The sequence below is a fragment of the Flavobacterium sp. HJ-32-4 genome (assembly GCF_022532105.1).
Taxonomy (GTDB): domain Bacteria; phylum Bacteroidota; class Bacteroidia; order Flavobacteriales; family Flavobacteriaceae; genus Flavobacterium.
The window spans coordinates 119999-139937 of sequence record NZ_CP092832.1; the positions used below are offsets into that span (position 1 = coordinate 119999).

The following is a 19939-nucleotide window of genomic DNA, read 5'->3' on the forward strand; positions in this document are numbered from 1 at the left end:
CCATGCACAAAGCCGGATTCGTCAATATCATAGGAAACCCGAACGTCGGGAAATCGACACTCATGAATGCACTGGTAGGGGAACGTCTTTCCATCATCACGTCGAAAGCACAGACCACCCGGCACCGCATCCTCGGCATCGTCAATGGTGACGACTTCCAAGTAGTGTTTTCAGACACGCCCGGCATCATCAAACCGGCCTATGAGATGCAGGAATCGATGATGAAGTTTGTCAAATCAGCCTTCGAAGACGCCGACGTATTACTATATATGGTCGAAACGGGCGAAAAAGCCCTGAAAGACGAGGATTTCTTCCGCAAAATCGTCAATGCCAAGATTCCAGTATTGCTGCTGCTTAATAAAATCGACAAAACCAACCAGGAAGACCTTGAAGCGCAGGTCGCGCATTGGAAAGAACTCGTGCCGAACGCCGAAATCATCCCCTTGTCAGCGCTCGAGAACTTCAACGTCCAGGAGGTATTCACACGAATTCTGGAACTGTTACCCGAATCGCCTCCGTACTACCCAAAAGACGCCCTGACCGACAAGCCAGAGCGGTTTTTTGTCAATGAAACCATCCGCGAAAAAATCCTATTGTACTACGATAAGGAAATCCCGTATGCGGTGGAAGTGGAAACGGAGGAATTCCAGGAAGATGAAAACATCATCCGGATCCGCGCGGTCATCATGGTCGAACGAGACACCCAGAAGGGCATTATCATTGGCCATAAAGGTGCCGCTATCAAAAAAGTCGGAGTGGCCGCACGCGCCGACCTGGAAAAGTTTTTCGGGAAGCAAATCCACATCGAGTTTTTTGTAAAAGTCAACAAAGACTGGCGTTCCGATAAGCGGCAACTGCGCCGTTTTGGCTACGATCTGGGATAGAAAACGGCCCTTTTTCAATAGCGTGGTTTCCTACTTCTCACTACCTTTACGCTTCCAAAAGCAGCCACATGTTTGAAAATACGCTCGATTACGCGCGCACACTCGATGCGCAGGACGACCTCGCTCCGTACCGAAACGAATTCCTTTTTCCGCAACACCATGGCCAGGATGTCATTTACTTTGTAGGAAACTCATTAGGACTTCAGCCCAAACGCACCCAAGCCTACGTCGACGAAATCATGCACGATTGGGCGTCGATGGCCGTAGAAGGGCACTTCTATGCAGAAAAACCCTGGTGGGACTACCACGAAAGACTCGCGCGTCCCCTTGCAAAAATAGTCGGCGCCAAACCGTCGGAAATAACGGTCATGAATACGCTGACGGTCAACCTCCACTTACTGATGGTATCCTTTTACCGTCCTACCCCCGACCGGTATAAGATTATCTGTGAGGAAAAAGCATTTCCTTCCGACCAATATATGCTACAAAGCCAGGTGAAATTCCATGGTTTTGACCCGTCAGATGCCATCGTTGAAATCAAACGCCGCCCCGGCGAACAAAATATCCGCCTCGAAGATGTGTTGGAGACCATCCGTACAATCGGTGAGCGGACGGCATTGGTGCTGATCGGGGGCGTGAACTATTATACCGGACAGGTGTTTGACATGGAAACCATTACACGCGCGGGACACGAAAAGGGTGCCTACGTCGGATGGGATCTCGCCCACGCCGCCGGAAACGTCGAACTCGCCCTGCACGAATGGGATGTGGACTTCGCCGCCTGGTGTTCCTATAAGTATATGAACTCCGGTCCCGGCAACGCTTCAGGCTGCTTCATCCACGAAAAACACCACCACGACACCTCACTTCACCGCTTCGCCGGATGGTATGGGCATAACAAAGAACGACGGTTCAAGATGGAACCGGTGTTCGATCCTGTCAATGGCGCCGATGGCTGGCAAGTCAGCAACCTTCCGGTGTTGTCGCTGGCACCTTATCTGGCGTCACTCGAAATGTTCGAAGAAGTCGGAATGGAACGCCTCATCGCCAAACGGGATCGCATTACTTCCTACCTCGAATTCATCCTTACCGAAATCGGACGCGAAACAAACGGCAATTTCGAAGTAATAACACCCGCCGAACGCGGCTGCCAGTTGTCTGTCTTCCTTCATGGCGAAGGACGCAGCCTGTTTGAGTACCTGATGGCCAATGGCGTCATCACCGACTGGCGCGAACCAAATGTCATCCGCCTTGCGCCTGTTCCTTTTTACACCCGATTCGAAGATATGTACCGGTTCGGACAGATCTTGAAAAGCGGAATTACGGCGCGTTAGAAACTTTCGTACCTTGTCCGGGTAACCTAACCGGATATGAAACGTCGAACGAAAATACTAGGGGCACTGTTGGCCGTCCTGGTCAGCATTGCCCTCTTTATTTATGTATACTGCCAGTCACTGGCGCCTGATTATGAAGGAGATGCCTCAATAAAGGGGTTGTCGCATACCACCGACGTCTACTTCGATGACTACGGCATCCCCCACATTTTTGCCGAAAACGAAACCGATGCACAACGCGTGCTGGGCTACGTGCACGCCCAGGACCGCCTGTGGCAGATGGAAATCCTACGCCGGATTGCGCCGGGCCGACTGTCGGAACTATTCGGTAGCAAGTTGCTGAAAACCGACCGCTTTTTTGCCGCGACCGGTATTGCGGAATACTCCAAAAAGTCAGTAGCGGAACTCGACCCCAACTCCGAATCCTACCGTTTGGCGATGGCCTATGTAGACGGCATCAACCAATATATGGAACAGGGCGACACACCCATTGAGTTCACGCTTCTGGGTATCGAAAAGAAACCGTTCACGCTGGAAGACGTTTACAACGTTTTTGGATTTATGTCGTTCAGTTTCGCGATGGCGCAAAAAACAGACCCACTTCTGACCGACATCCGCAACCGCTATGGCATGTCGTACTTAGACGATTTTGGCCTCGACGGAAGCAGCCACATCACCCGGCTTAAAACATCGAAGGGAAAAGCCCTTGAATTCGCCGCCATCTCCCGTTCGGTATCCTCGCTGCTTGAGACCTCACCCGCCCCGGCCTTTATCGGCAGCAACTCATGGGTAATAGGCGGCTCGAAAACCGCATCGGGGAAGGTCATCTTTGAAAATGACCCGCATATTGGTTTCTCCCAACCGGCCACCTGGTACGAAGCCCATATTCACACGCCCGGTCATGAGATGTACGGATTTTACCTCGCCGGAACCCCTTTCCCCCTTCTCGGTCATAACCATTCCTATGCGTATGGTTTGACGATGTTTGAAAACGACGACCTCGATCTCTTCCACGAAAAGGAAAACGCCAACGGGCAATACCTGACGCCGGAAGGGTACAAAAACTACACGACACGCATCGAAACAATCAAGGTAAAAGACAGCGCCGACGTAACACTAAAAGTGAAGATATCCAGGCATGGACCTTTGGTAAACGGCGTGCTCGACGGCGTGAAAAAAGAAACGCCTGTGGCCCTATCGTGGGTGTATACCCAACACCCGAATAAGTTATTGGAAGCGACCTACCGGATTTCACATGCCCGCAACCAAAACGATTTCGCGACCGGCGTTTCGCTCATTCACGCACCCGGACTCAACGTGATGTATGGCGATGCCCGTGGAAACATTGCCTGGATCGCCGCCGGAAAGCTCTACAAACAGAAACCGTCCGTGAACCCGAACTTTATCCTGAAAGGGGAAGGCGATGACGATTGGAAGGAATACCTCGATTTTGCCAAAAATCCGGGCGCCGTTAATCCGGAAAGCGGTTTCGTCTATTCCGCCAACAACCAACACGAGGCCGTCGACGGTTACCTGTATCCGGGTTATTACCTGCCCCACGACCGGGCCTCCCGAATCGAATCCCTTCTCAATGCCAAAAACAACTGGACGGCAGCCGATGTCGAACGCATGACCCTTGACCATACATCCGTATCCGCTCTACCCAACCTTCGACAAATGCTGGCCTCGTTGTCGGGTATCCGCGAGGAGCGTGACAAAGAAGCCATCACGCTGCTACGGCATTGGAAAGGCACCAATGCTACTGCTGAGGCCGCGCCAGTGCTGTATAACAAATGGCTGTTCTTCTATCTGAAGAACACTCTGGAAGACGAACTTGGAAAGGAAAATTTCGATCTGTTGATCGGCACGCATGTGGTCAAGCAAATGATCGAACGACAGTTAGCCAACCCGGCATCACCCTGGTGGGATGATATCAGGACGAAAAAGCGGGAAAACCGCAGTGAGATCCTGACGCGTTCCTTCCATGATGCGATGGCCAGCCTCACCACCCAACTGGGCCCTGAACTAGACGGATGGAAATGGGGTGACGTCCACCAACTCGAACACCCGCACCCCTTAGGCGCCGTCGCCCTCTTTCGACCTTTCTTCAATGTGGGACCTACGCCTGTCTCAGGATCGAATGAAGTGATCAACAACCAACTGTTCCTGTATTCCGACGACGCAAAACACACCATAAAAGCCGGCCCCTCGACCCGTCGGATTATCGACTTTTCGAACATCGAAAACAGCCGTGCGGTGCTACCTACCGGGGAATCCGGTGTGTTTACAAGTCCGCATTATGACGATCAGGCAGCGTTATATGTAGAAGGGAAATTCAGGCCGATGCTATTGAATGAAGCGAAAATCAGGTCACTTCGGCAAAAGATGCAGTTTTCGCCGAAACGATAAGGGTCAGGATCCGGAAGCAGTCTCTTTTTTTCCTGACCGGCACCGATCCGAACAATACCGCACCTGCTCCCAGTCGCGTTCCCATTTTTTCCGCCATGTGAACGGCCGGCCACAGGTGACACATATCTTGGTTGGCAAATCCTGTTTACGTACGCCCCGCATACTGCAAATATAGCCTCACACCCTTAATATATCGGCTCCATTCAGGAATGTTTAGGCGATTAATGATTACTTTTACACACTTTTCGAACGGAGTGATGCAAAAACCCCAAAAAATCGCGGTTGTTGGTTCCGGATTGGTCGGTTCGCTTTTGGCCATTTACCTGCGCCGCCACGGACATACCGTACATGTTTTCGACCGAAGCGCAGACATCCGAACCGTCAATTTTACCGGCCGATCCATCAACCTTGCTATGTCCGATCGCGGATGGAAAGCCCTTGATGGTGTAGGTATTGGGGAGGAAGTGCGAAAGATCGCCATCCCAATGGACAAACGCGCCATTCACCTCAAAGACCGCATGACCTACCAGCCGTATGGTTTTGCACGGGGAGGCGATTTACTCGATCTCGCGCGGCGTACTGAATCGGAAGATGATCGACCTGGCAGAAGAGGCTGGCGCAACCTTCTTTTTCAACCACCGCATTTGGGATGTGACGCTGGCCGATGCTACGCTGCATATGGGGGAAACGGAACAGGGTGCCTGGACCGATCTCCCGTACGACAAAGTGTTTGGCGCCGATGGGGCCTTCTCGCGGATCCGCCACCGGATGCAACGCCAGAATATGTACAATTATTCACAGGAATTCCTAGCAACCGGATACAAAGAACTAAACATCCCGCCCAACGCGGACGGTTCGCACAAACTCGATAAGAATTCATTCCACATCTGGCCTCGCGGTGACTATATGCTGATCGCCCTGCCCAATTTGGATGGCAGCTTTACCTGCACCCTTTTCATGCCGTTTGAAGGCGACAATTCGTTTGCCTCTCTCGTGAATCGCGAGTCGGTCGAGCGGTTCTTTGAAGAGAATTTCCCTGATTCAGTGGAAGTGATTCCGGAACTCGCCAATGATTTCTTTAAAAACCCGACGAGTTCATTGGTTACGATGAAGTGTTTCCCGTGGACCTCCACCGATAAAGTGGCGCTCATCGGCGATGCCTGCCATGCCATCGTGCCTTTTTACGGTCAGGGCATGAATGCAGGGTTCGAAGACATCACCATCCTCAACGAAATGATCGAAGCGTATGGGGATGATTGGCAGAAAGTATTTTCGGAATATGAAAAATCCCGGAAACCGAATGCCGACGCCATTGCTGAGCTGTCCTACCGTAACTTTATGGAAATGAGTTCGAAGACAGCGGATGACCGGTTCCTCTTACAAAAGAAAATCGAGAAACGCTTCGCCGAACGCCATCCGGATAAATGGCTGCCGTTGTATAGCCGCGTCACGTTTTCCCACCGCCCCTATGCCGAAGCGCTTGAATTAGGTAACTTCCAGAATGCCATTATGGATAAGGTGATGGATATGGACGATATCGAAAACCAATGGGACAGCGAAGCCGTTGAGCAACGCATCCTACACCTCCTGGCGAACGGTCTCGGATAAGGGCAGCACGGCTTTCTTGCTGGCCGGTTTCAATAAAATCCGAAGCGTACTGTCGTTGTTCAGGTAGCTGTACATCCATGTGATGAAGATGACAATCTTATTCTTCACACTCAAAATGAGCATGAGGTGAACGAACATCCAGGTCAACCACGCAAGCCGGCCTTGAAAACTGAAATTGGGTAGGTCGACCACCGCTTTGCGTTTACCGACCGTCGCCATTGAACCTTTGTCACGGTATTCAAAATCCGGTAGCGTTTCCTGTTTCAGCATCCGTTTGAAATTGCGGGCCAAATGCTGTCCCTGCTGAATCGCAACGGCCGCCAACTGCGGATGTCCATGCGGATACTTCGGCGTTTCCATATACGCGATGTCACCTAATGCAAACACGCCTTCCATCCCAACAATCCTGTTCTGTCTATCGGTACGAAGACGGCGCCCGCGCGCGAGGGCTTCTGCCGGGATGCCCTCCAGGCTATTCCCAATGACACCCGCCGCCCAGATGACGTTTCGCGCCGGAATCGTTTCACCTGACTGGAAGGTGACAATTCTACCATCGAAATTGCTGACCAAAGTGTTGGTTCGGACGATTACACCCAACTTCTCGAGATACTCCTGCGACTTGTTCTGCGAAGCCGCACTCATCGGGTTCAAAGTGTGCGGGGAACTTTCTACGAGGTAAATCGTCAGTCGCGAAAAATCCTTATCGGGATAATCTTTCGGCAGTACATTGACCTTCATTTCGGCCAATGCCCCGGCGAGTTCCACTCCGGTTGGGCCGCCGCCGACGATAACGAAGTTGAGCATGGCCTGAAGTTCCTCCTCGGATGCCCCGAGCGTATCTTCGAAGGTCTGCAATATACGGTTGCGAAGTTGCAGCGCTTCCGGCACCGATTTCATGGGAAACGCATGTGCTTCCACCTCAGCATTTCCGAAGTAATTCGTCGTACACCCCTGGGCCAAAACGAGATAGTCGTAGGAAAATGACCCGATAGAGGTGTCGAGGATGTGCTTGTCCGCCTGCACACGCGTGACTTCTGCAATCCGGATCCGCACGTTTTTGGTGTGATGGAAGACTTTCCGTAACGGAAATGATATACTCGCCGGTTCCAGGCGCGCAGTGGCCACCTGATACATGAGCGGTTGAAATTGGTGGAAGTTATACTTATCGATCAGCAACACTTCATAGGGTGTTCCTTCGAGATCCTGTGCAAGTCGGAGACCGGCAAATCCGGCGCCGACGATGATGATACGTTTTTGACGTTCCATGATGTGAATTTGGCACCTTAAAGGTACCAAATAACCCCCAACCGAACAGGCAGATTAACGTTTTGTAAGCTATTTACGGAACATAAAATACACCGCCAGCACGAGGCATACACAACCAAGGATATGGTTCCAGCGAAACGTCTCGCCCTTGAAGAAAAGGATCGAAAAGACTACGAAAACCACGAGCGTTATAACTTCCTGTAAGACTTTTAATTGCAACAGGCTGAAAGGCCCTCCGTTACCGGAATACCCTATCCGGTTGGCCGGTACCTGGAAACAATATTCGAAGAAAGCAAGTCCCCAACTGATAAGGATGATGGTGATGATACCCGCATTCTCAAACCACTTCATTTCGCGAAAACGAAGGTGGCCGTACCATGCCAATGTCATAAATACATTTGAAATAATTAGCAATACTAAGGTCAGGGCGGTCTTCATAGGAAACAACATTTACGGCAAAAATAGCGGCTCACGGCGGGATTTGACCTTGTCTCCTAATATTAAATTAAGGTTAAGTCGGAACTTTAACAGGACGGTTACAACCCTGCGTCACGGTTGCAGCATCCTCAACACAAAAGCCCCCAAGCCGCGAATCAGGCTAAAGATTTTTAAAAAAAACACCAAACAGAAACATTATTATCAATTATGAAAAAAATGCACCCCCGTAGCCCACCCTGAAAACGTTTGCGATTAGGCGTTAAGGGGTTTCTAAAAAAGCCGGTTTAATTTTTTTTTATCACCTAAAAATATAAATTTGTCGGTCTGTTAAAGAATAATTGTAATTTAACTAACCAAAAAAATCCCTTAAATTAAAATCTAAAATCTTAAGAAAATGGCAAAAGCAGCAAACGCTCCTGTAGCAAAAAAAGACGGAGGTTCGAATGGAGGCAATATCTTCTCCACCCTGGTGATCGTAGGATGTATCGTGATCGGATGGCTGGTGTGGCAATTCATCATGGGAGCCGGCTCCAACTTTGAAGGCGGCACGAACGAAGGCCACCCAAAACCAGGTAACTATCTTGCGATGGTATACAAGGGAGGACCGATTGTACCGGTGCTTATGGGACTTCTCCTGATGGTGGTTTCTTTCTCCATCGAGCGTTTCTTCGTGATTTCGAAAGCTGCTGGAAAAGGCCCTCTCGATAAGTTCATGGCGAACGTACAAGGCAACATCAAAAACGGAAACATCGAAGCTGCGATTGCGGATTGTGACCGTCAACAAGGATCAGTAGCCAACGCTATCAAAGCGGCACTCGTTAAGTATCAGGAAGTGAAGCAGGAAGGTTTCGACAGCGAAACGGCTGCTGAGACACTCCACAAAGAAATCGAAGAGGCTACCTCACTGGAAATGCCGATGCTCGAGAAAAACCTGACCATCCTTTCGACACTTGTTTCTCTCGGAACACTGGCAGGTCTCCTCGGAACGGTAACCGGTATGATCAAGGCCTTCGGCGCCCTTGCAACAGCAGGAACCCCAGACCAGGCCATGCTTGCAAACGGTATCTCTGAAGCACTTATCAACACGGCTACGGGAATCTCAACCTCTGCGTTGGCGATCATCACGTACAACCTGTTTACCTCTAAAATCGATACCCTGACCTACTCTATCGACGAGGCTGGATCTACGATCGTGAACACGTACCGCAAATTCCGCGGAGCACAAAAAGGATAATCCAATCCTAAAACGAAACCGAAGAAATGGCTAAAGTAAAAATGTCAAAGAAAGCGACGTCCATCGACATGACAGCGATGTGTGACGTAGCGTTTCTACTCCTGACGTTCTTTATCCTTACTGCGACTGCCAAAATGCCGGAACCGCTTCCGGTCGACACCCCGAATTCGACGGTGCAGACCAAATTGCCGGATACCGACCTGAGCACGATCACAGTAGGAGATGGAAAGGTGTTTTTTGGCGTAACCGACAGGGAAGTACGCAAAAAGACGCTGGAACTCATGGGAGATCAATTCAACATAAAGTTCAACGACGACGACAAGGCGAAATTCGCACTGATCGAAACCTTCGGCGTCCCGGTGAACCAGGTAAAAAGTCTGTTGGCGCTTAAAGCGTCTGACCGGAATAAAGCAGGGATTCAACCTGGCATTCCGCATGACTCACTCGACAACCAACTGAAAGAATGGATATTGAACGCCCGTCGGGCCAACGATGAAATCCGTGGCAATCAGTTGAACTTCGCTATCAAAGGCGATATGAAGGAAGATTATCCGGAAATCAAGAAGATCATGGATATCTTACAGGACCAGAACGTCAACAAGTTCAACCTGGTGACGGGTCTGCGAAACGAAAACTTCTAATATAAAAGAACATGGCAGAATTAAATACCGGCGACGGTGGCGGCGGCAAGAAAGGCAGTAAGAAGGTACGCAGTAAGAAAAGCAATGCAAAGGTAGACCTCACCGCGATGGTGGACCTGGCGTTCCTCCTCATCACCTTCTTCATGCTGACTACGTCGCTGTCAAAACCTCAGTCGATGGACTTGGGGATGCCGGATAAAAACAAAGAAGACGAGCCGAAGGACGAAATCAAAGTAGCCGACGACCGTACCATGACCATTTTGGTGGGTGGCGACAACAAACTGATGGCCTATACAGGTCAGTTCGACACGCCGCTGATCGCACCGAAAGAATATGCCTATGGCAAAAACGGCATCCGTAAATTGATCCTTCAGGAAGAAGAGCGCCTTACCAGAACGTACGGCGATCCTAAAACCTCTAAAAAAGGCATCATCGTCATCATTAAGCCGAGCAAGAAGTCCAAGTATAAAAATATCGTGGACATCCTCGACGAAATGGCGATTACGAAAGTACCGACCTATGCCATCGTGGACATCGAGCCGAAAGAGTTGGCATTGTTAGAAAACAAATAGACCCTAAAAGACACGTATGAAACTAGATATTTTCAAGAAAGACTGGCTTGACATCGTCTTCGAGGGCAGAAACAAAAGCTACGGCGCCTACGAACTTCGCAAAGAAAACCCAAAGACGACACTGATCGCCCTGTTGATCGGCGGCGCCATCTTTGCGACAACGATGGTCCTCCCGATGATTGACTTCGGTGGCCTTAGCGACGATGACCAGGAAAAAGTAACGATGGTGGATATGGCGAAATTGGCGCCACCACCTGAAGAGAAAAAGCCTTTGGTACCGCCACCGCCACCGCCACCACCTGCCCCGAAAATCGACGAAGTAAAATTCGTGAAACCGGTGGTCGTGAAAAAAGAGGAAGTGGTTGAGGAAATCAAGACCATCGAGGAACTGAAAGACAAGAACGTCGGCGACAAAGACATCAAGGGTCGTGAAGACGGCCAAGCCGTTATCATCGACGAAGCCGGTGAAGGTGATAAGAATGCAACCGTAGTAGAAGACACCAACCAGATTTACCAATCGGTGGAAGTGCAGCCCGAATTCCCTGGTGGTATGCAGGCATTCTACAAGTGGGTGCAGAACAATTACCACACACCGGAAGATGCCGCTGACCTCAAAGGACGTATCATTGTGACGTTCGTTGTAGAGAAAGACGGAAGCCTTACCGACATCCGCGTACTTCGTGACCTCGGATACGGAACAGGTAAAGAAGCCGAACGCATGCTACGCAAGTCTCCTAAATGGAAAGCGGGTGTACAAAACGGCCGGAGTGTTCGGGTACAGTATTCACTACCTATCATGATCACGCCACAGAACTAAATGTCAAACCTCCATCATACGGATGAACGACTACAGAAATCGCCAAAACGGCGATTTCTGTCTATTATAGGCGGGGCACTGCTGTTGCTTTGTACCGCCATGGGGCTGTTGATTATCTTCTGGGATAAACTCCCGTTGGAAAATCTTGGAAGATATCGCACCCCCTTCGGAATTCTTATTATTGTGTACGGATGGCTGCGATTCCCCCGACTGATCTGGAGGAAATGATTGTTATGAAAAGAACCGTTTTTTTTGCTTTTATAATAGGCTTTGTTTTGTTGGGATGCAAGCAGGATCCCGAAGAACAGACTATCCTGAAAGGGCACGCCCGAATCATCGTTGACGAAGAGGTTTTTCCGATCGTGGAAGATGCCTACTGGGTATTTAAAACGCAGTACCCGGCTGAACTCACGCTTGACAGCTTACCTGAATCGGAAAGCGTAAATGCCCTTTTGTCGGGTAAAGCCGAAATCGCGGTACTGACACGGAAGCTGACGAAAAAAGAAGAAGGCAAATTCAGGTCGGAAGGCATCCAACCGCGGATCACGCCCTTCGCTAAGGACGCCGTCGTGTTTCTCACCAATGTGGCCTCCCGTGACACGGTAATCAATCTTTCGGACGTCATTTCATTCCTAAGGGGTGAGTCCTCCCCTATCAAGAAATTGGTGTTCGAAAACCCCAACTCAGGCAGCGTCCGTTTGCTCGATTCGTTGGCCGGACTCAATAAAAGCCCTAAGAAAAACGTTTATTCTTTAGACTCACACGAATCGGTACTGAAGTACATCGCCGAAAATGAAAATGTTATTGCCGTAACGGCCCTGAATCCGATACTGCAACCCTATGAAAAATGGGAACCGTATATGAAGAAAGTGAAGGTAATGGGCGTACGGAATGTTAAAAGTGCAAAAAAAGACGACACCTATTACAAACCCAACCAAACCAATCTGGCGTTGGGAACCTACCCACTTATCCGAACACTTTACCTGTTAAATTATCAGGGGAAAGCGGGCCTGGGTACGGGTTTTGCTTCTTATCTTGCGGGTCAGGACGGACAGCGAATCGTTTTGAAATCCGGTTTGCTTCCAGAGCGTACGCCGTCCCGGATCATCAACATTAGAAAAGAAATAAATACAACTAAATAATTCAAGTTATGAGAAAGCACATCGTATTAAGCATCACTTTCCTTGCTGCGGCCACTGCCCTTCAGGCGCAGGATCTGGATGCTGCCAAAAAGGCCATCGATGCGGAACAATATGCAAAGGCGAAAGGCATCCTGAAAAGCCTTACCGCCTCAAAACCCGATGAAGGGAAAAACTATTTCATCCTCGGAAATCTCTACCTCACAGAAAAAGTAGAGGACTCGGCCACATGGGCGTACCAAAAAGGCCTGACCGCCAAAATAAACGCCCACTTCAATAACATTGGTTTGGGCCAGATCGCGCTACAAGACGGTAACAACGGTGACGCGGAAGGCAAATTTGCGTTGGCGTTGACCAATACCAAAAAGAAGGATTACGAAGAACTGCTCTATATCGGACGCGCCTATCTCAATCCGGAAAAACCGAACTACAAAAAAGCCATTGAGTTTCTTACGAAGGCCAAAACCGTTGCCCCCAATAATGCCCAGGTATTGCTCTCGTTGGGAGATGCCTACTATGGCGACAAAAATGTGAACGAGGCCTACTCGGCTTATCGTAATGCGTATGACGCCGACAACACCGTGCTTCGCGCCAAAATTCAATTGGGTGTAATTACAAAGTATTCCAAAGCGTTTGCGGAAGCGAAAGCCGAATTTGAAAAGGTACTGACTGCGAATCCGAATTACGGACCGGCGTATCGCGAATTAGCGGAAACGTATTACCTGTGGGCGTTGAACGATAAGGCGAAATATGCCGATTACAACAAAACGGCCATCAGCTACTACGAAAAGTATATGTCGCTGACGGATTATTCACTGGCATCCCGTATGCGTCATGCCGACTTCCTCATCCTGACCAAAGACTACAAAGCCCTTGAGGCGGAAGCCAATGCGATGGAGAAATTGGATAAAGTAAATCCACGTATCCTACGCTACCTCGGGTATGCAGCGTATGAAAACGGCAATATTGACCGTGCGATCAGCGCTTTGAATTCTTTCCTTTCGAAAAGCAACGCCAAAATCATTGGCCGTGACTACCTATACCTTGGTTTCGCCAAAGCGATGAAAGCACTTACGGTGACGAAGGACGCAGAAGGAAAACAGAGCGGCACGGTTGATGCTGCGTTGTTTGCCGACGCCATTACCAACATTCGCAAAGGTGTTGAACTGGATGCAACAATGGCCAACGAATTGAACGAATTCGGCAAAAAGTTCTTTGACCTGAAGTTGTATAAGGAAGCTGCTGCTATCTATGAAATTGCGGTGAGCATCCCGAATACGCGCAACAACCTGTATGACAACTTCTATCTCGGCTATTCACTGTATTTTGAAAATGCACGCCTTGAGCCTTCAAAAGTAGACGTGGCCGCCGTACAGAAAGCGAATACAGCGTTTGACAATGTTATCAAAGCGTCACCTACCACACAGGACGCCTACATCTATAAAGCCCGTCTTAACTCGCTGTTGCAAAGCGATGCCGTTGCACAACAGGAGATGGTAAAGTATTACCAGGAATACATCCGGGTTGTAACGGAAAAAGGCGAAGCGGAACTTGCCAAGGAAGCCAACAAGAAGAAATTTGTTGAGGCGTATGACAACATCGGTATTTTCTATTTCGATACCGATAAGGCAAAAGCGAAAGAGAATTTCCAGAAGGCACTCGCGATCAATCCAGAGGACGAAACTGCCAAACAGTATATGGCCAAAATAAAATAAGGTCTTTTTACCAAACATCAAAAAGCCGGTGCTCTGTCGCCGGCTTTTTCGTTTCTAGTACTTCCACAGGAAATGCGTAACTTTGCAGCCCACAAAAGATAGCATGACCGACGAGATCCGATCCGCAGTTGACCAAGGCCTTTCCCTTCCCCTTATGGAAGCCTTTTACACCATCCAGGGTGAAGGTTATCACACGGGTACCTCCGCCTATTTCATTCGCGTAGGAGGCTGTGACGTGGGTTGTCATTGGTGTGATGTAAAGGAAAGCTGGAATGCGGATTTACATCCCCCCACACCCATCCAGTCAATCGTGGCAGAAGCGAAAGCCTATAGCGATACCATTGTCGTGACGGGAGGCGAACCGCTGACCTGGGATATGGCACCGCTTACCAGAATGCTTCATGAGTCAGGATGCAAAGTCCATATTGAAACGTCGGGCGCCTACGAAGTTACCGGTGAATGGGATTGGTTCTGTTTATCTCCTAAAAAGACCAAGTTGCCGGTTCAGGGTGCGTATGACCGTGCCCACGAACTGAAGGTCATCATCTATAACAAGCACGATTTTATCTTTGCGGAAGAGCAGGCGGCACGGGTAAATCCGGATGCGATTCTTTTCTTGCAACCCGAGTGGAGTCGCCGGGAGGAAGTAACGCCCCTTATCGTCGAGTATGTCATGCAACATCCCAAGTGGAGAGTATCCTTGCAAACGCATAAATATCTCAACATCCCATAAAAAAACCCGGAATGATCCGGGTTTCTTTTTCAGGCTGTAGTATTACTGCTTCTTTTTCTTGTCATCTATAATGGCTCCGGTTCCGGCACCAACTGCGGCACCTGCCAATCCACCGATAATAGCGCCTTCCCCTTTTTTCTTGGAAACGGCGGCTCCGGTTATCGCTCCGGCTCCGGCACCGATCAGGGCACCTTTCGCTGCAGAACTCATTCCTTTACGTTGGGTGGTCGTAGTGGTCGTTGTACTGGTAGTCGTGTGAGACGCTACCGAACGTGCTGCTGCTTCTCTCTGGATGGTTACGGCGTTCATCGAGTCGATGATACGCTGTCTTTCCGCTTCGCGTTGTTGTTGTTCTACTGCTACTTTCAGGGAATCGATAGACCGCTCCTGTTGTATTCTGGCCTGTTCTGCGGCTTTGTCTTTACAGCCGACCGTCATAACGGCTACGGCACAAATCAGCATCAACTTTCTCATAAGATTTCGTTTTATATGGGTATAGGCCAAAGGTATACCCACCGAAGTCCTGCCGCGTTACAACCTGCGATCCGATTCTTACATCTTCTTACTCGAAAAAAGACAACTGCCTTGCTCCGTTCGGGGACGATGAAAATACGAAATCTTTCACCCTTCGGTATTGCTGGCGATACGGATCGAATTTACGAAGTGTGATCCTGTCGCATTCGAAATCCATCTTTACTTCCGACGACAGCAGTCTTCGTGCCTGCGAGAGGCGGTCGGCCGTGAGCTGGCGCGCGATGGAAATGTGGGGGTCATATGTTTTGTGTGCGCGCACGGGAAAAGACTTATTAAGAAGTGCCATCATTTCTTTCAAGCGCGTAGCGGATGCATCGTCAGGCGTCAGAAACAAGGTCTGTGCATGGGTGCCACCGGAACGAACCGATACCGGTTCAGGCTTCGTCTTACGGGCAAAGGCTTCCAAATACGACATGATATTCTCTAACTGGGTAGCATCAGCGGTAAATACATTCACCGTAAGCTGTCCATCCGCTCCCGCACCCGGATACCATCCGATGGCCTCCTTTAGTGTTTCCTGCATCTCCCTTATGGCCTGCTGGCATTCCTCTGAAGGATAAAAAGCCACTGAATATAAACTTGTCATCATAGTCTGTCTACATTTGGTTTGTACTCAATCTATTATCTTTCACGAAGGTAGTACGTTACATATCTATTTTATTTATATTTGTTGGTACAAATTGTAACAATTTACAGTATGTCCATTTTTTCCGACAATCTCCGCCACCTGCGACTGGGTCGTTCTTTCTCCCAACAGAAACTCGCCAACGACCTCATCATCACCCGCGAACGCCTTGCCAAGTATGAGGAAGGCCGATCGGAGCCTCCGTTTGAAATCCTTCGTCGCATCGCGCTTTTCTTTAATGTCAGCATCGATCTGCTGTTGTCGGTCGATATCCGGAAAGTGGAGATTGACCGATTATTGAAAACGGCGGATAATCGCATCCTCCTGCCGATTACAGTCGATGCCAGCGGTAATGATACGATTGAGATCATTCCGTATAAGGCGCGGGCGGGCTACACGACAGGATACGCTGATCCGGAGTTCATCGAAAACCTGCAGCGCATTTCCCTGCCGTTCCTAACGAATGGCAAATTCCGGGCATTTCCTGTGGAAGGTGATTCGATGCCGCCGCATCGCGAGGGGTCTTTCATCATCGGAAAATATGTCGAGAACCTCGGTGACGTGCGCGACGGTAAGACCTATATCGTCCTGACGCGCAACGACGGCATCGTTTACAAACGACTGAATCGCAACGGCAAGAACAGCCTTATGCTGCATTCGGACAATGCGGTTTACCGTCCGTATGAGATAAAAGCATCCGAGATACTTGAGATTTGGGAATTCGCCTGCAGTCTTTCGACTAAAGAAGCCGAACCTGAGGACCTTTCCAACGAAAACATCCGCGATATCCTACAGGAGCTCCGGAAAGACATCCGTAGACTGAAAGAGAATTAAACCGCCAAAGTGCAACATTCCGCCCGTTTGGTGTAAACCGTAGGGGTTTCGGCATTTCTATCTTTGAAATACTACCCCAGTAACGTACTACATTAAACTCTTACACTATGGAAACTTCCAACAACCGCGGCGCCTTCCAAAATCAGGGAAACCGCAACGATGAAGCTATGAACGAACGCAACGACTCACGTATGTCAGGCCAGGACGGTAATGGCCGTATGGGACAGTCTGAAGGCACTGAAGAAGGCTTCGACATCGACCGTGATACGCGTGACACAGAACAACAGGACCGGGAAGACGGTATGGAGACCGACCTGAACGAAGGCAACGAAAATGACGATCTGGGGTATACCTCAGACGACGAAGCCCCAGACGACCGGTCTACTTCCCAACCGGGTCGTGGCCTCTAAAAAAGAAAGGCGATACAGTTGTATCGCCTTTTCTTTTTATGGATTTACTCCTTACAGAATGAGCATCGCGTCGCCATACGAGTAGAATCGGTAGCCTTCTTTAATGGCCTCTTCGTATGCTTTCTTCATGAGATCGTGGCCCATGAACGCAGAGATCATCATTAGCAATGTCGACTTTGGTGTATGGAAATTGGTGATCATACAGTCGGCGATACTGAAATCGTAGGGCGGGAAAATGAACTTGTTCGTCCAGCCTTCATACGGATTCAGGTTGCGGGACGAGGACACCGAGCTTTCGATGGCGCGCATTGTGGTGGTGCCTACCGCGCATACCTTTTTCTTTTCGTCTTTGGCTTTGTTGACGATATCACATGCTTCCTGGGTAATGCGAAGTTCTTCCGAATCCATCTTGTGCTTGGAAAGATCTTCGACCTCAACCGGATTGAAGGTTCCTAGTCCGACGTGCAGCGTAATCTCAGCAAAATTCACGCCTTTGATTTCCATCCGTTTCAGCAGGTGCTTCGAAAAGTGCAACCCTGCGGTCGGCGCGGCTACCGCTCCTTCTTCCTTCGCATAAATCGTCTGGTAGCGCTCGGCATCTTCCGGTACCACTTCGCGGTTGATATACTTTGGGATTGGCGTTTCACCCAACTCTGTCAACTTATTGCGGAACTCATCATACGAACCGTCATACAGGAACCGCAGCGTTCGCCCACGGGAAGTCGTATTATCGATTACTTCCGCCACAAGCGAATCGTCATCTCCAAAATACAACTTATTGCCAATACGGATTTTACGTGCCGGATCGACCAATACATCCCAAAGGCGTTGTTCCGCATTCAGTTCCCGAAGGAGGAACACCTCGATACGGGCGCCGGTTTTCTCTTTGTTTCCGTAGAGACGGGCCGGGAAGACTTTTGTATTGTTGAGGATGAAAACGTCGCCTTCATCGAAGTAATCGATCAGGTCTTTAAACATCTTATGTTCGATTGTCTTCGTCTTGCGGTCGATGACCATTAGGCGCGACTCATCGCGGTTTTCAACGGGGTATTCGGCAAGTAGTTCTTTCGGAAGGTTGAAATTGAAGTTGGATAATTTCATTTACAGTTTTTTAGCGGGCAAATATACGATGGCGCCGGAGGCGTTGTCAAGTGTTTTGGGTATTTTTTGGAAACTGTTTTAGGCGATCTCGGAAATAGTGAACCCTACGTGTGCCAAATCGTTCCAGAATGTCGGATAGGATTTCGACACCACCCCGGCGTCCTGTATCACCACATCTGTCCGCAACGCCAGTGGTGCAAAGGAAAGCGCCATGCGATGGTCGTGATAAGTGGCTACGTGAATCATGTCCGGAAGTGGCCCTGATGCATCGAGATGGAAGCTTGCGTCCGTTACCCGAACCGAAGCACCCGTTGCCGCCAATTCGTGGCGGAGCGCTTCGAGACGATCGGTTTCCTTTATTTTCAAGGTGTGTAATCCATAGAGATCACAACGTATACCCAGTCCACGGCAGGTAACCGCGATGGTTTGCGCGATATCCGGCGTATTTGACAGGTCCAATTCCAGGCTTGATTCGGCATCCCCCACTTTCGATAAGACAATGCGCCCGTCTTCGTGAAACGTGGTTTCGACCCCGAACCGCTGGTATAGGTCGGCGACGGCCCGATCGCCCTGTCGGCTATCCTTACGAAAAGACGATAACGCGAGTCGTGTCCCTTTTGGTGATAGCGCGACTATCGAATGGAAATACGACGCCGAGGACCAGTCCGATTCAACGGTAATATTAATTGGCTGAATAGGAGCCGGGAATATGCGAATCGTTTGGTTGTCAAATGCCACCCTTACACCCACCCTTTCGAGTAGAGACAGCGTCATCATGAGATAGGAAGCGGAAGTGAGCGTTCCCTCCAAGCGGATTTCGATACCGTTCGCCAGTGCCGGCGCTACCAATGCCAGTGCGGAAAGATATTGGCTACTGACATCCGCCCTAACGACCGTTTGATAGCGATCAATCTGCCGACCCAGGATGCGAAGCGGGGGAAAGCCCTCTTCTCCTTCGTAGTGGATATCCGCTCCGAGTTGACGGAGGGCATCGACCAGGATGCCGATCGGGCGTTGTTTCATCCTTGGGGAGCCCGTCAGGATGACATCGATGCCCGGGGTTACGGCGTAAAAGGCGGTGAGGAAACGCATGGCTGTTCCGGCATGTCCGACATCGACCGTGCCGCTGGTTTGGGCGATACCATTGCGCATGGCGAAGGAATCGTCGGAATCCGATGCGTTATCGATTTGTAGGGAGGGACATAAGGCCTGTAGCAGCAGCAAACGATTGGTTTCCGATTTGGAGCCCGCAATCCGGACGGTGGTGCCGGATGACAGTTGTGCGGCCGATAGGCGGAGATCCATTGGATCAGCGGAGTTTTTCGTTGCCGTGGTGCCGGTCGTGGTCGCGTTTCGTCTTGACGTCCATTTTGCGGTCGAACGCCGCTTGTAGGTCCACGCCGGTTTGATTCGCCAGGCACAATACCACGAATACCACATCGGCCAGTTCTTCCCCGAGGTCTTTGTTCCGGTCGCTTTCCTTCTCAGACTGCTCCCCGTATCGTCGGGCGATGATGCGGGCCACCTCGCCTACTTCCTCCGTAAGCTGGGCCATATTGGTCAGTTCATTGAAATACCGGACCCCGTGGGTCTTGATCCAGTTGTCAACGTCCAACTGGGCGTTCCGTATATCCATGTCAGGCTT

The 19939-nt window shown here is 50.0% G+C and carries 20 protein-coding genes and 1 pseudogene; 13 read left to right on the plus strand and 8 right to left on the minus strand.

Going from position 1 to position 19939, the window contains the following annotated elements; genetic code table 11:
- The first annotated feature begins 2 nt into the window (after nucleotides 1-2).
- The 3 genes from era to MKO97_RS00390 all read left to right on the plus strand — a co-directional run bounded on the left by era (nucleotide 3) and on the right by MKO97_RS00390 (nucleotide 4627).
- On the plus strand, nucleotides 3-884 hold the full coding sequence (gene era / locus MKO97_RS00380; protein ID WP_241104095.1) for a GTPase Era: 882 nt from the start codon (nucleotides 3-5) through the stop codon (nucleotides 882-884).
- Nucleotides 885-952: 68 nt separating this feature from the next.
- A complete protein-coding gene (kynU, locus tag MKO97_RS00385) occupies nucleotides 953-2218 on the plus strand; it encodes a kynureninase (RefSeq protein ID WP_241104096.1) in 1266 nt (421 codons plus the stop codon).
- A gap of 36 nt (nucleotides 2219-2254) precedes the next feature.
- A complete protein-coding gene (locus MKO97_RS00390; RefSeq protein WP_241104097.1) occupies nucleotides 2255-4627 on the plus strand; it encodes a penicillin acylase family protein in 2373 nt (790 codons plus the stop codon).
- A 3-nt stretch (nucleotides 4628-4630) separates the two neighbouring features.
- On the opposite strand, the gene MKO97_RS00395 is transcribed toward MKO97_RS00390, so the two are convergent.
- Nucleotides 4631-4789: a DUF2256 domain-containing protein gene (locus tag MKO97_RS00395; RefSeq protein ID WP_241104098.1), complete on the minus strand. Its 159-nt coding sequence runs from the start codon at nucleotides 4787-4789 to the stop codon at nucleotides 4631-4633.
- 95 nt (nucleotides 4790-4884) lie between these two features.
- Here MKO97_RS00395 and MKO97_RS00400 point away from each other — a divergent pair.
- A pseudogene (locus tag MKO97_RS00400) lies at nucleotides 4885-6235 on the plus strand (FAD-dependent oxidoreductase).
- Here MKO97_RS00400 and MKO97_RS00405 read toward each other — a convergent pair.
- Nucleotides 6206-7501 carry an NAD(P)/FAD-dependent oxidoreductase gene (locus tag MKO97_RS00405; protein ID WP_241104099.1) on the minus strand — a complete coding sequence of 432 codons (1296 nt, stop codon included), beginning with the start codon at nucleotides 7499-7501 and terminating at the stop codon, nucleotides 6206-6208. The pseudogene MKO97_RS00400 and the gene MKO97_RS00405 sit on opposite strands and share 30 nt — an antisense overlap.
- Nucleotides 7502-7570: 69 nt before the next feature.
- Complete coding sequence (locus MKO97_RS00410) at nucleotides 7571-7939, minus strand: DMT family protein (protein ID WP_241104100.1); 369 nt, start codon at nucleotides 7937-7939, stop codon at nucleotides 7571-7573.
- A 394-nt stretch (nucleotides 7940-8333) separates the two neighbouring features.
- Between MKO97_RS00410 and MKO97_RS00415 the strand changes: the two genes are divergently transcribed.
- The 7 genes from MKO97_RS00415 to MKO97_RS00445 all read left to right on the plus strand — a co-directional run bounded on the left by MKO97_RS00415 (nucleotide 8334) and on the right by MKO97_RS00445 (nucleotide 14790).
- Nucleotides 8334-9173 (plus strand): MotA/TolQ/ExbB proton channel family protein, encoded by an 840-nt coding sequence (locus tag MKO97_RS00415; protein WP_241104101.1) that lies wholly within the window; start codon nucleotides 8334-8336, stop codon nucleotides 9171-9173.
- Between the two features lie 26 nt (nucleotides 9174-9199).
- A complete protein-coding gene (locus tag MKO97_RS00420) occupies nucleotides 9200-9814 on the plus strand; it encodes a biopolymer transporter ExbD (protein ID WP_241104102.1) in 615 nt (204 codons plus the stop codon).
- 11 nt (nucleotides 9815-9825) lie between these two features.
- Nucleotides 9826-10386 (plus strand): biopolymer transporter ExbD, encoded by a 561-nt coding sequence (locus tag MKO97_RS00425; protein ID WP_241104103.1) that lies wholly within the window; start codon nucleotides 9826-9828, stop codon nucleotides 10384-10386.
- A gap of 16 nt (nucleotides 10387-10402) precedes the next feature.
- Complete coding sequence (locus MKO97_RS00430; protein WP_241104104.1) at nucleotides 10403-11203, plus strand: energy transducer TonB; 801 nt, start codon at nucleotides 10403-10405, stop codon at nucleotides 11201-11203.
- Between the two features lie 233 nt (nucleotides 11204-11436).
- Nucleotides 11437-12345 carry a PstS family phosphate ABC transporter substrate-binding protein gene (locus MKO97_RS00435; protein WP_241104105.1) on the plus strand — a complete coding sequence of 303 codons (909 nt, stop codon included), beginning with the start codon at nucleotides 11437-11439 and terminating at the stop codon, nucleotides 12343-12345.
- An 8-nt stretch (nucleotides 12346-12353) separates the two neighbouring features.
- Nucleotides 12354-14057: a hypothetical protein gene (locus MKO97_RS00440; RefSeq protein ID WP_241104106.1), complete on the plus strand. Its 1704-nt coding sequence runs from the start codon at nucleotides 12354-12356 to the stop codon at nucleotides 14055-14057.
- A 103-nt stretch (nucleotides 14058-14160) separates the two neighbouring features.
- Nucleotides 14161-14790, plus strand: coding sequence for a 7-carboxy-7-deazaguanine synthase QueE (locus tag MKO97_RS00445; RefSeq protein ID WP_241104107.1), 630 nt, complete (start codon nucleotides 14161-14163; stop codon nucleotides 14788-14790).
- A gap of 42 nt (nucleotides 14791-14832) precedes the next feature.
- Here the strand turns inward: MKO97_RS00445 and MKO97_RS00450 are convergent, their stop codons facing one another.
- Both MKO97_RS00450 and MKO97_RS00455 read right to left on the minus strand, forming a co-directional pair.
- On the minus strand, nucleotides 14833-15264 hold the full coding sequence (locus MKO97_RS00450; protein WP_241104108.1) for a YMGG-like glycine zipper-containing protein: 432 nt from the start codon (nucleotides 15262-15264) through the stop codon (nucleotides 14833-14835).
- An 88-nt stretch (nucleotides 15265-15352) separates the two neighbouring features.
- Entirely contained in the window at nucleotides 15353-15913 is a 561-nt protein-coding gene (locus MKO97_RS00455; protein ID WP_241104109.1) for a 2'-5' RNA ligase family protein, read from the minus strand.
- Between the two features lie 108 nt (nucleotides 15914-16021).
- Between MKO97_RS00455 and MKO97_RS00460 the strand changes: the two genes are divergently transcribed.
- Nucleotides 16022-16783 (plus strand): helix-turn-helix domain-containing protein, encoded by a 762-nt coding sequence (locus MKO97_RS00460; RefSeq protein WP_241104110.1) that lies wholly within the window; start codon nucleotides 16022-16024, stop codon nucleotides 16781-16783.
- Between the two features lie 107 nt (nucleotides 16784-16890).
- On the plus strand, nucleotides 16891-17193 hold the full coding sequence (locus tag MKO97_RS00465; RefSeq protein WP_241104111.1) for a hypothetical protein: 303 nt from the start codon (nucleotides 16891-16893) through the stop codon (nucleotides 17191-17193).
- A gap of 51 nt (nucleotides 17194-17244) precedes the next feature.
- On the opposite strand, the gene queA is transcribed toward MKO97_RS00465, so the two are convergent.
- The 3 genes from queA to MKO97_RS00480 form a co-directional block, all read right to left on the minus strand.
- On the minus strand, nucleotides 17245-18294 hold the full coding sequence (gene queA / locus MKO97_RS00470; RefSeq protein WP_241104112.1) for a tRNA preQ1(34) S-adenosylmethionine ribosyltransferase-isomerase QueA: 1050 nt from the start codon (nucleotides 18292-18294) through the stop codon (nucleotides 17245-17247).
- Nucleotides 18295-18372: 78 nt separating this feature from the next.
- Nucleotides 18373-19599: a 3-phosphoshikimate 1-carboxyvinyltransferase gene (locus tag MKO97_RS00475; protein WP_241104113.1), complete on the minus strand. Its 1227-nt coding sequence runs from the start codon at nucleotides 19597-19599 to the stop codon at nucleotides 18373-18375.
- A 4-nt stretch (nucleotides 19600-19603) separates the two neighbouring features.
- Nucleotides 19604-19930 (minus strand): nucleotide pyrophosphohydrolase, encoded by a 327-nt coding sequence (locus tag MKO97_RS00480; protein ID WP_241104114.1) that lies wholly within the window; start codon nucleotides 19928-19930, stop codon nucleotides 19604-19606.
- Nucleotides 19931-19939: the final 9 nt, after the last annotated feature.

What these genes read in the sequence shown, in the direction of transcription:
- MKO97_RS00450 (WP_241104108.1), bottom strand. Translation starts at nt 15,264, where the DNA reads ATGAGAAAGTTGATGCTGATTTGTGCCGTAGCCGTTATGACGGTCGGC.
- MKO97_RS00390 (WP_241104097.1), top strand. Translation starts at nt 2,255, where the DNA reads ATGAAACGTCGAACGAAAATACTAGGGGCACTGTTGGCCGTCCTGGTC.
- MKO97_RS00460 (WP_241104110.1), top strand. Translation starts at nt 16,022, where the DNA reads ATGTCCATTTTTTCCGACAATCTCCGCCACCTGCGACTGGGTCGTTCT.
- MKO97_RS00425 (WP_241104103.1), top strand. Translation starts at nt 9,826, where the DNA reads ATGGCAGAATTAAATACCGGCGACGGTGGCGGCGGCAAGAAAGGCAGT.
- MKO97_RS00480 (WP_241104114.1), bottom strand. Translation starts at nt 19,930, where the DNA reads ATGGATATACGGAACGCCCAGTTGGACGTTGACAACTGGATCAAGACC.
- MKO97_RS00445 (WP_241104107.1), top strand. Translation starts at nt 14,161, where the DNA reads ATGACCGACGAGATCCGATCCGCAGTTGACCAAGGCCTTTCCCTTCCC.
- kynU (WP_241104096.1), top strand. Translation starts at nt 953, where the DNA reads ATGTTTGAAAATACGCTCGATTACGCGCGCACACTCGATGCGCAGGAC.
- MKO97_RS00430 (WP_241104104.1), top strand. Translation starts at nt 10,403, where the DNA reads ATGAAACTAGATATTTTCAAGAAAGACTGGCTTGACATCGTCTTCGAG.
- MKO97_RS00410 (WP_241104100.1), bottom strand. Translation starts at nt 7,939, where the DNA reads ATGAAGACCGCCCTGACCTTAGTATTGCTAATTATTTCAAATGTATTT.
- MKO97_RS00405 (WP_241104099.1), bottom strand. Translation starts at nt 7,501, where the DNA reads ATGGAACGTCAAAAACGTATCATCATCGTCGGCGCCGGATTTGCCGGT.
- MKO97_RS00455 (WP_241104109.1), bottom strand. Translation starts at nt 15,913, where the DNA reads ATGATGACAAGTTTATATTCAGTGGCTTTTTATCCTTCAGAGGAATGC.
- MKO97_RS00440 (WP_241104106.1), top strand. Translation starts at nt 12,354, where the DNA reads ATGAGAAAGCACATCGTATTAAGCATCACTTTCCTTGCTGCGGCCACT.
- era (WP_241104095.1), top strand. Translation starts at nt 3, where the DNA reads ATGCACAAAGCCGGATTCGTCAATATCATAGGAAACCCGAACGTCGGG.
- MKO97_RS00475 (WP_241104113.1), bottom strand. Translation starts at nt 19,599, where the DNA reads ATGGATCTCCGCCTATCGGCCGCACAACTGTCATCCGGCACCACCGTC.
- MKO97_RS00435 (WP_241104105.1), top strand. Translation starts at nt 11,437, where the DNA reads ATGAAAAGAACCGTTTTTTTTGCTTTTATAATAGGCTTTGTTTTGTTG.
- queA (WP_241104112.1), bottom strand. Translation starts at nt 18,294, where the DNA reads ATGAAATTATCCAACTTCAATTTCAACCTTCCGAAAGAACTACTTGCC.
- MKO97_RS00395 (WP_241104098.1), bottom strand. Translation starts at nt 4,789, where the DNA reads ATGCGGGGCGTACGTAAACAGGATTTGCCAACCAAGATATGTGTCACC.
- MKO97_RS00415 (WP_241104101.1), top strand. Translation starts at nt 8,334, where the DNA reads ATGGCAAAAGCAGCAAACGCTCCTGTAGCAAAAAAAGACGGAGGTTCG.
- MKO97_RS00465 (WP_241104111.1), top strand. Translation starts at nt 16,891, where the DNA reads ATGGAAACTTCCAACAACCGCGGCGCCTTCCAAAATCAGGGAAACCGC.
- MKO97_RS00420 (WP_241104102.1), top strand. Translation starts at nt 9,200, where the DNA reads ATGGCTAAAGTAAAAATGTCAAAGAAAGCGACGTCCATCGACATGACA.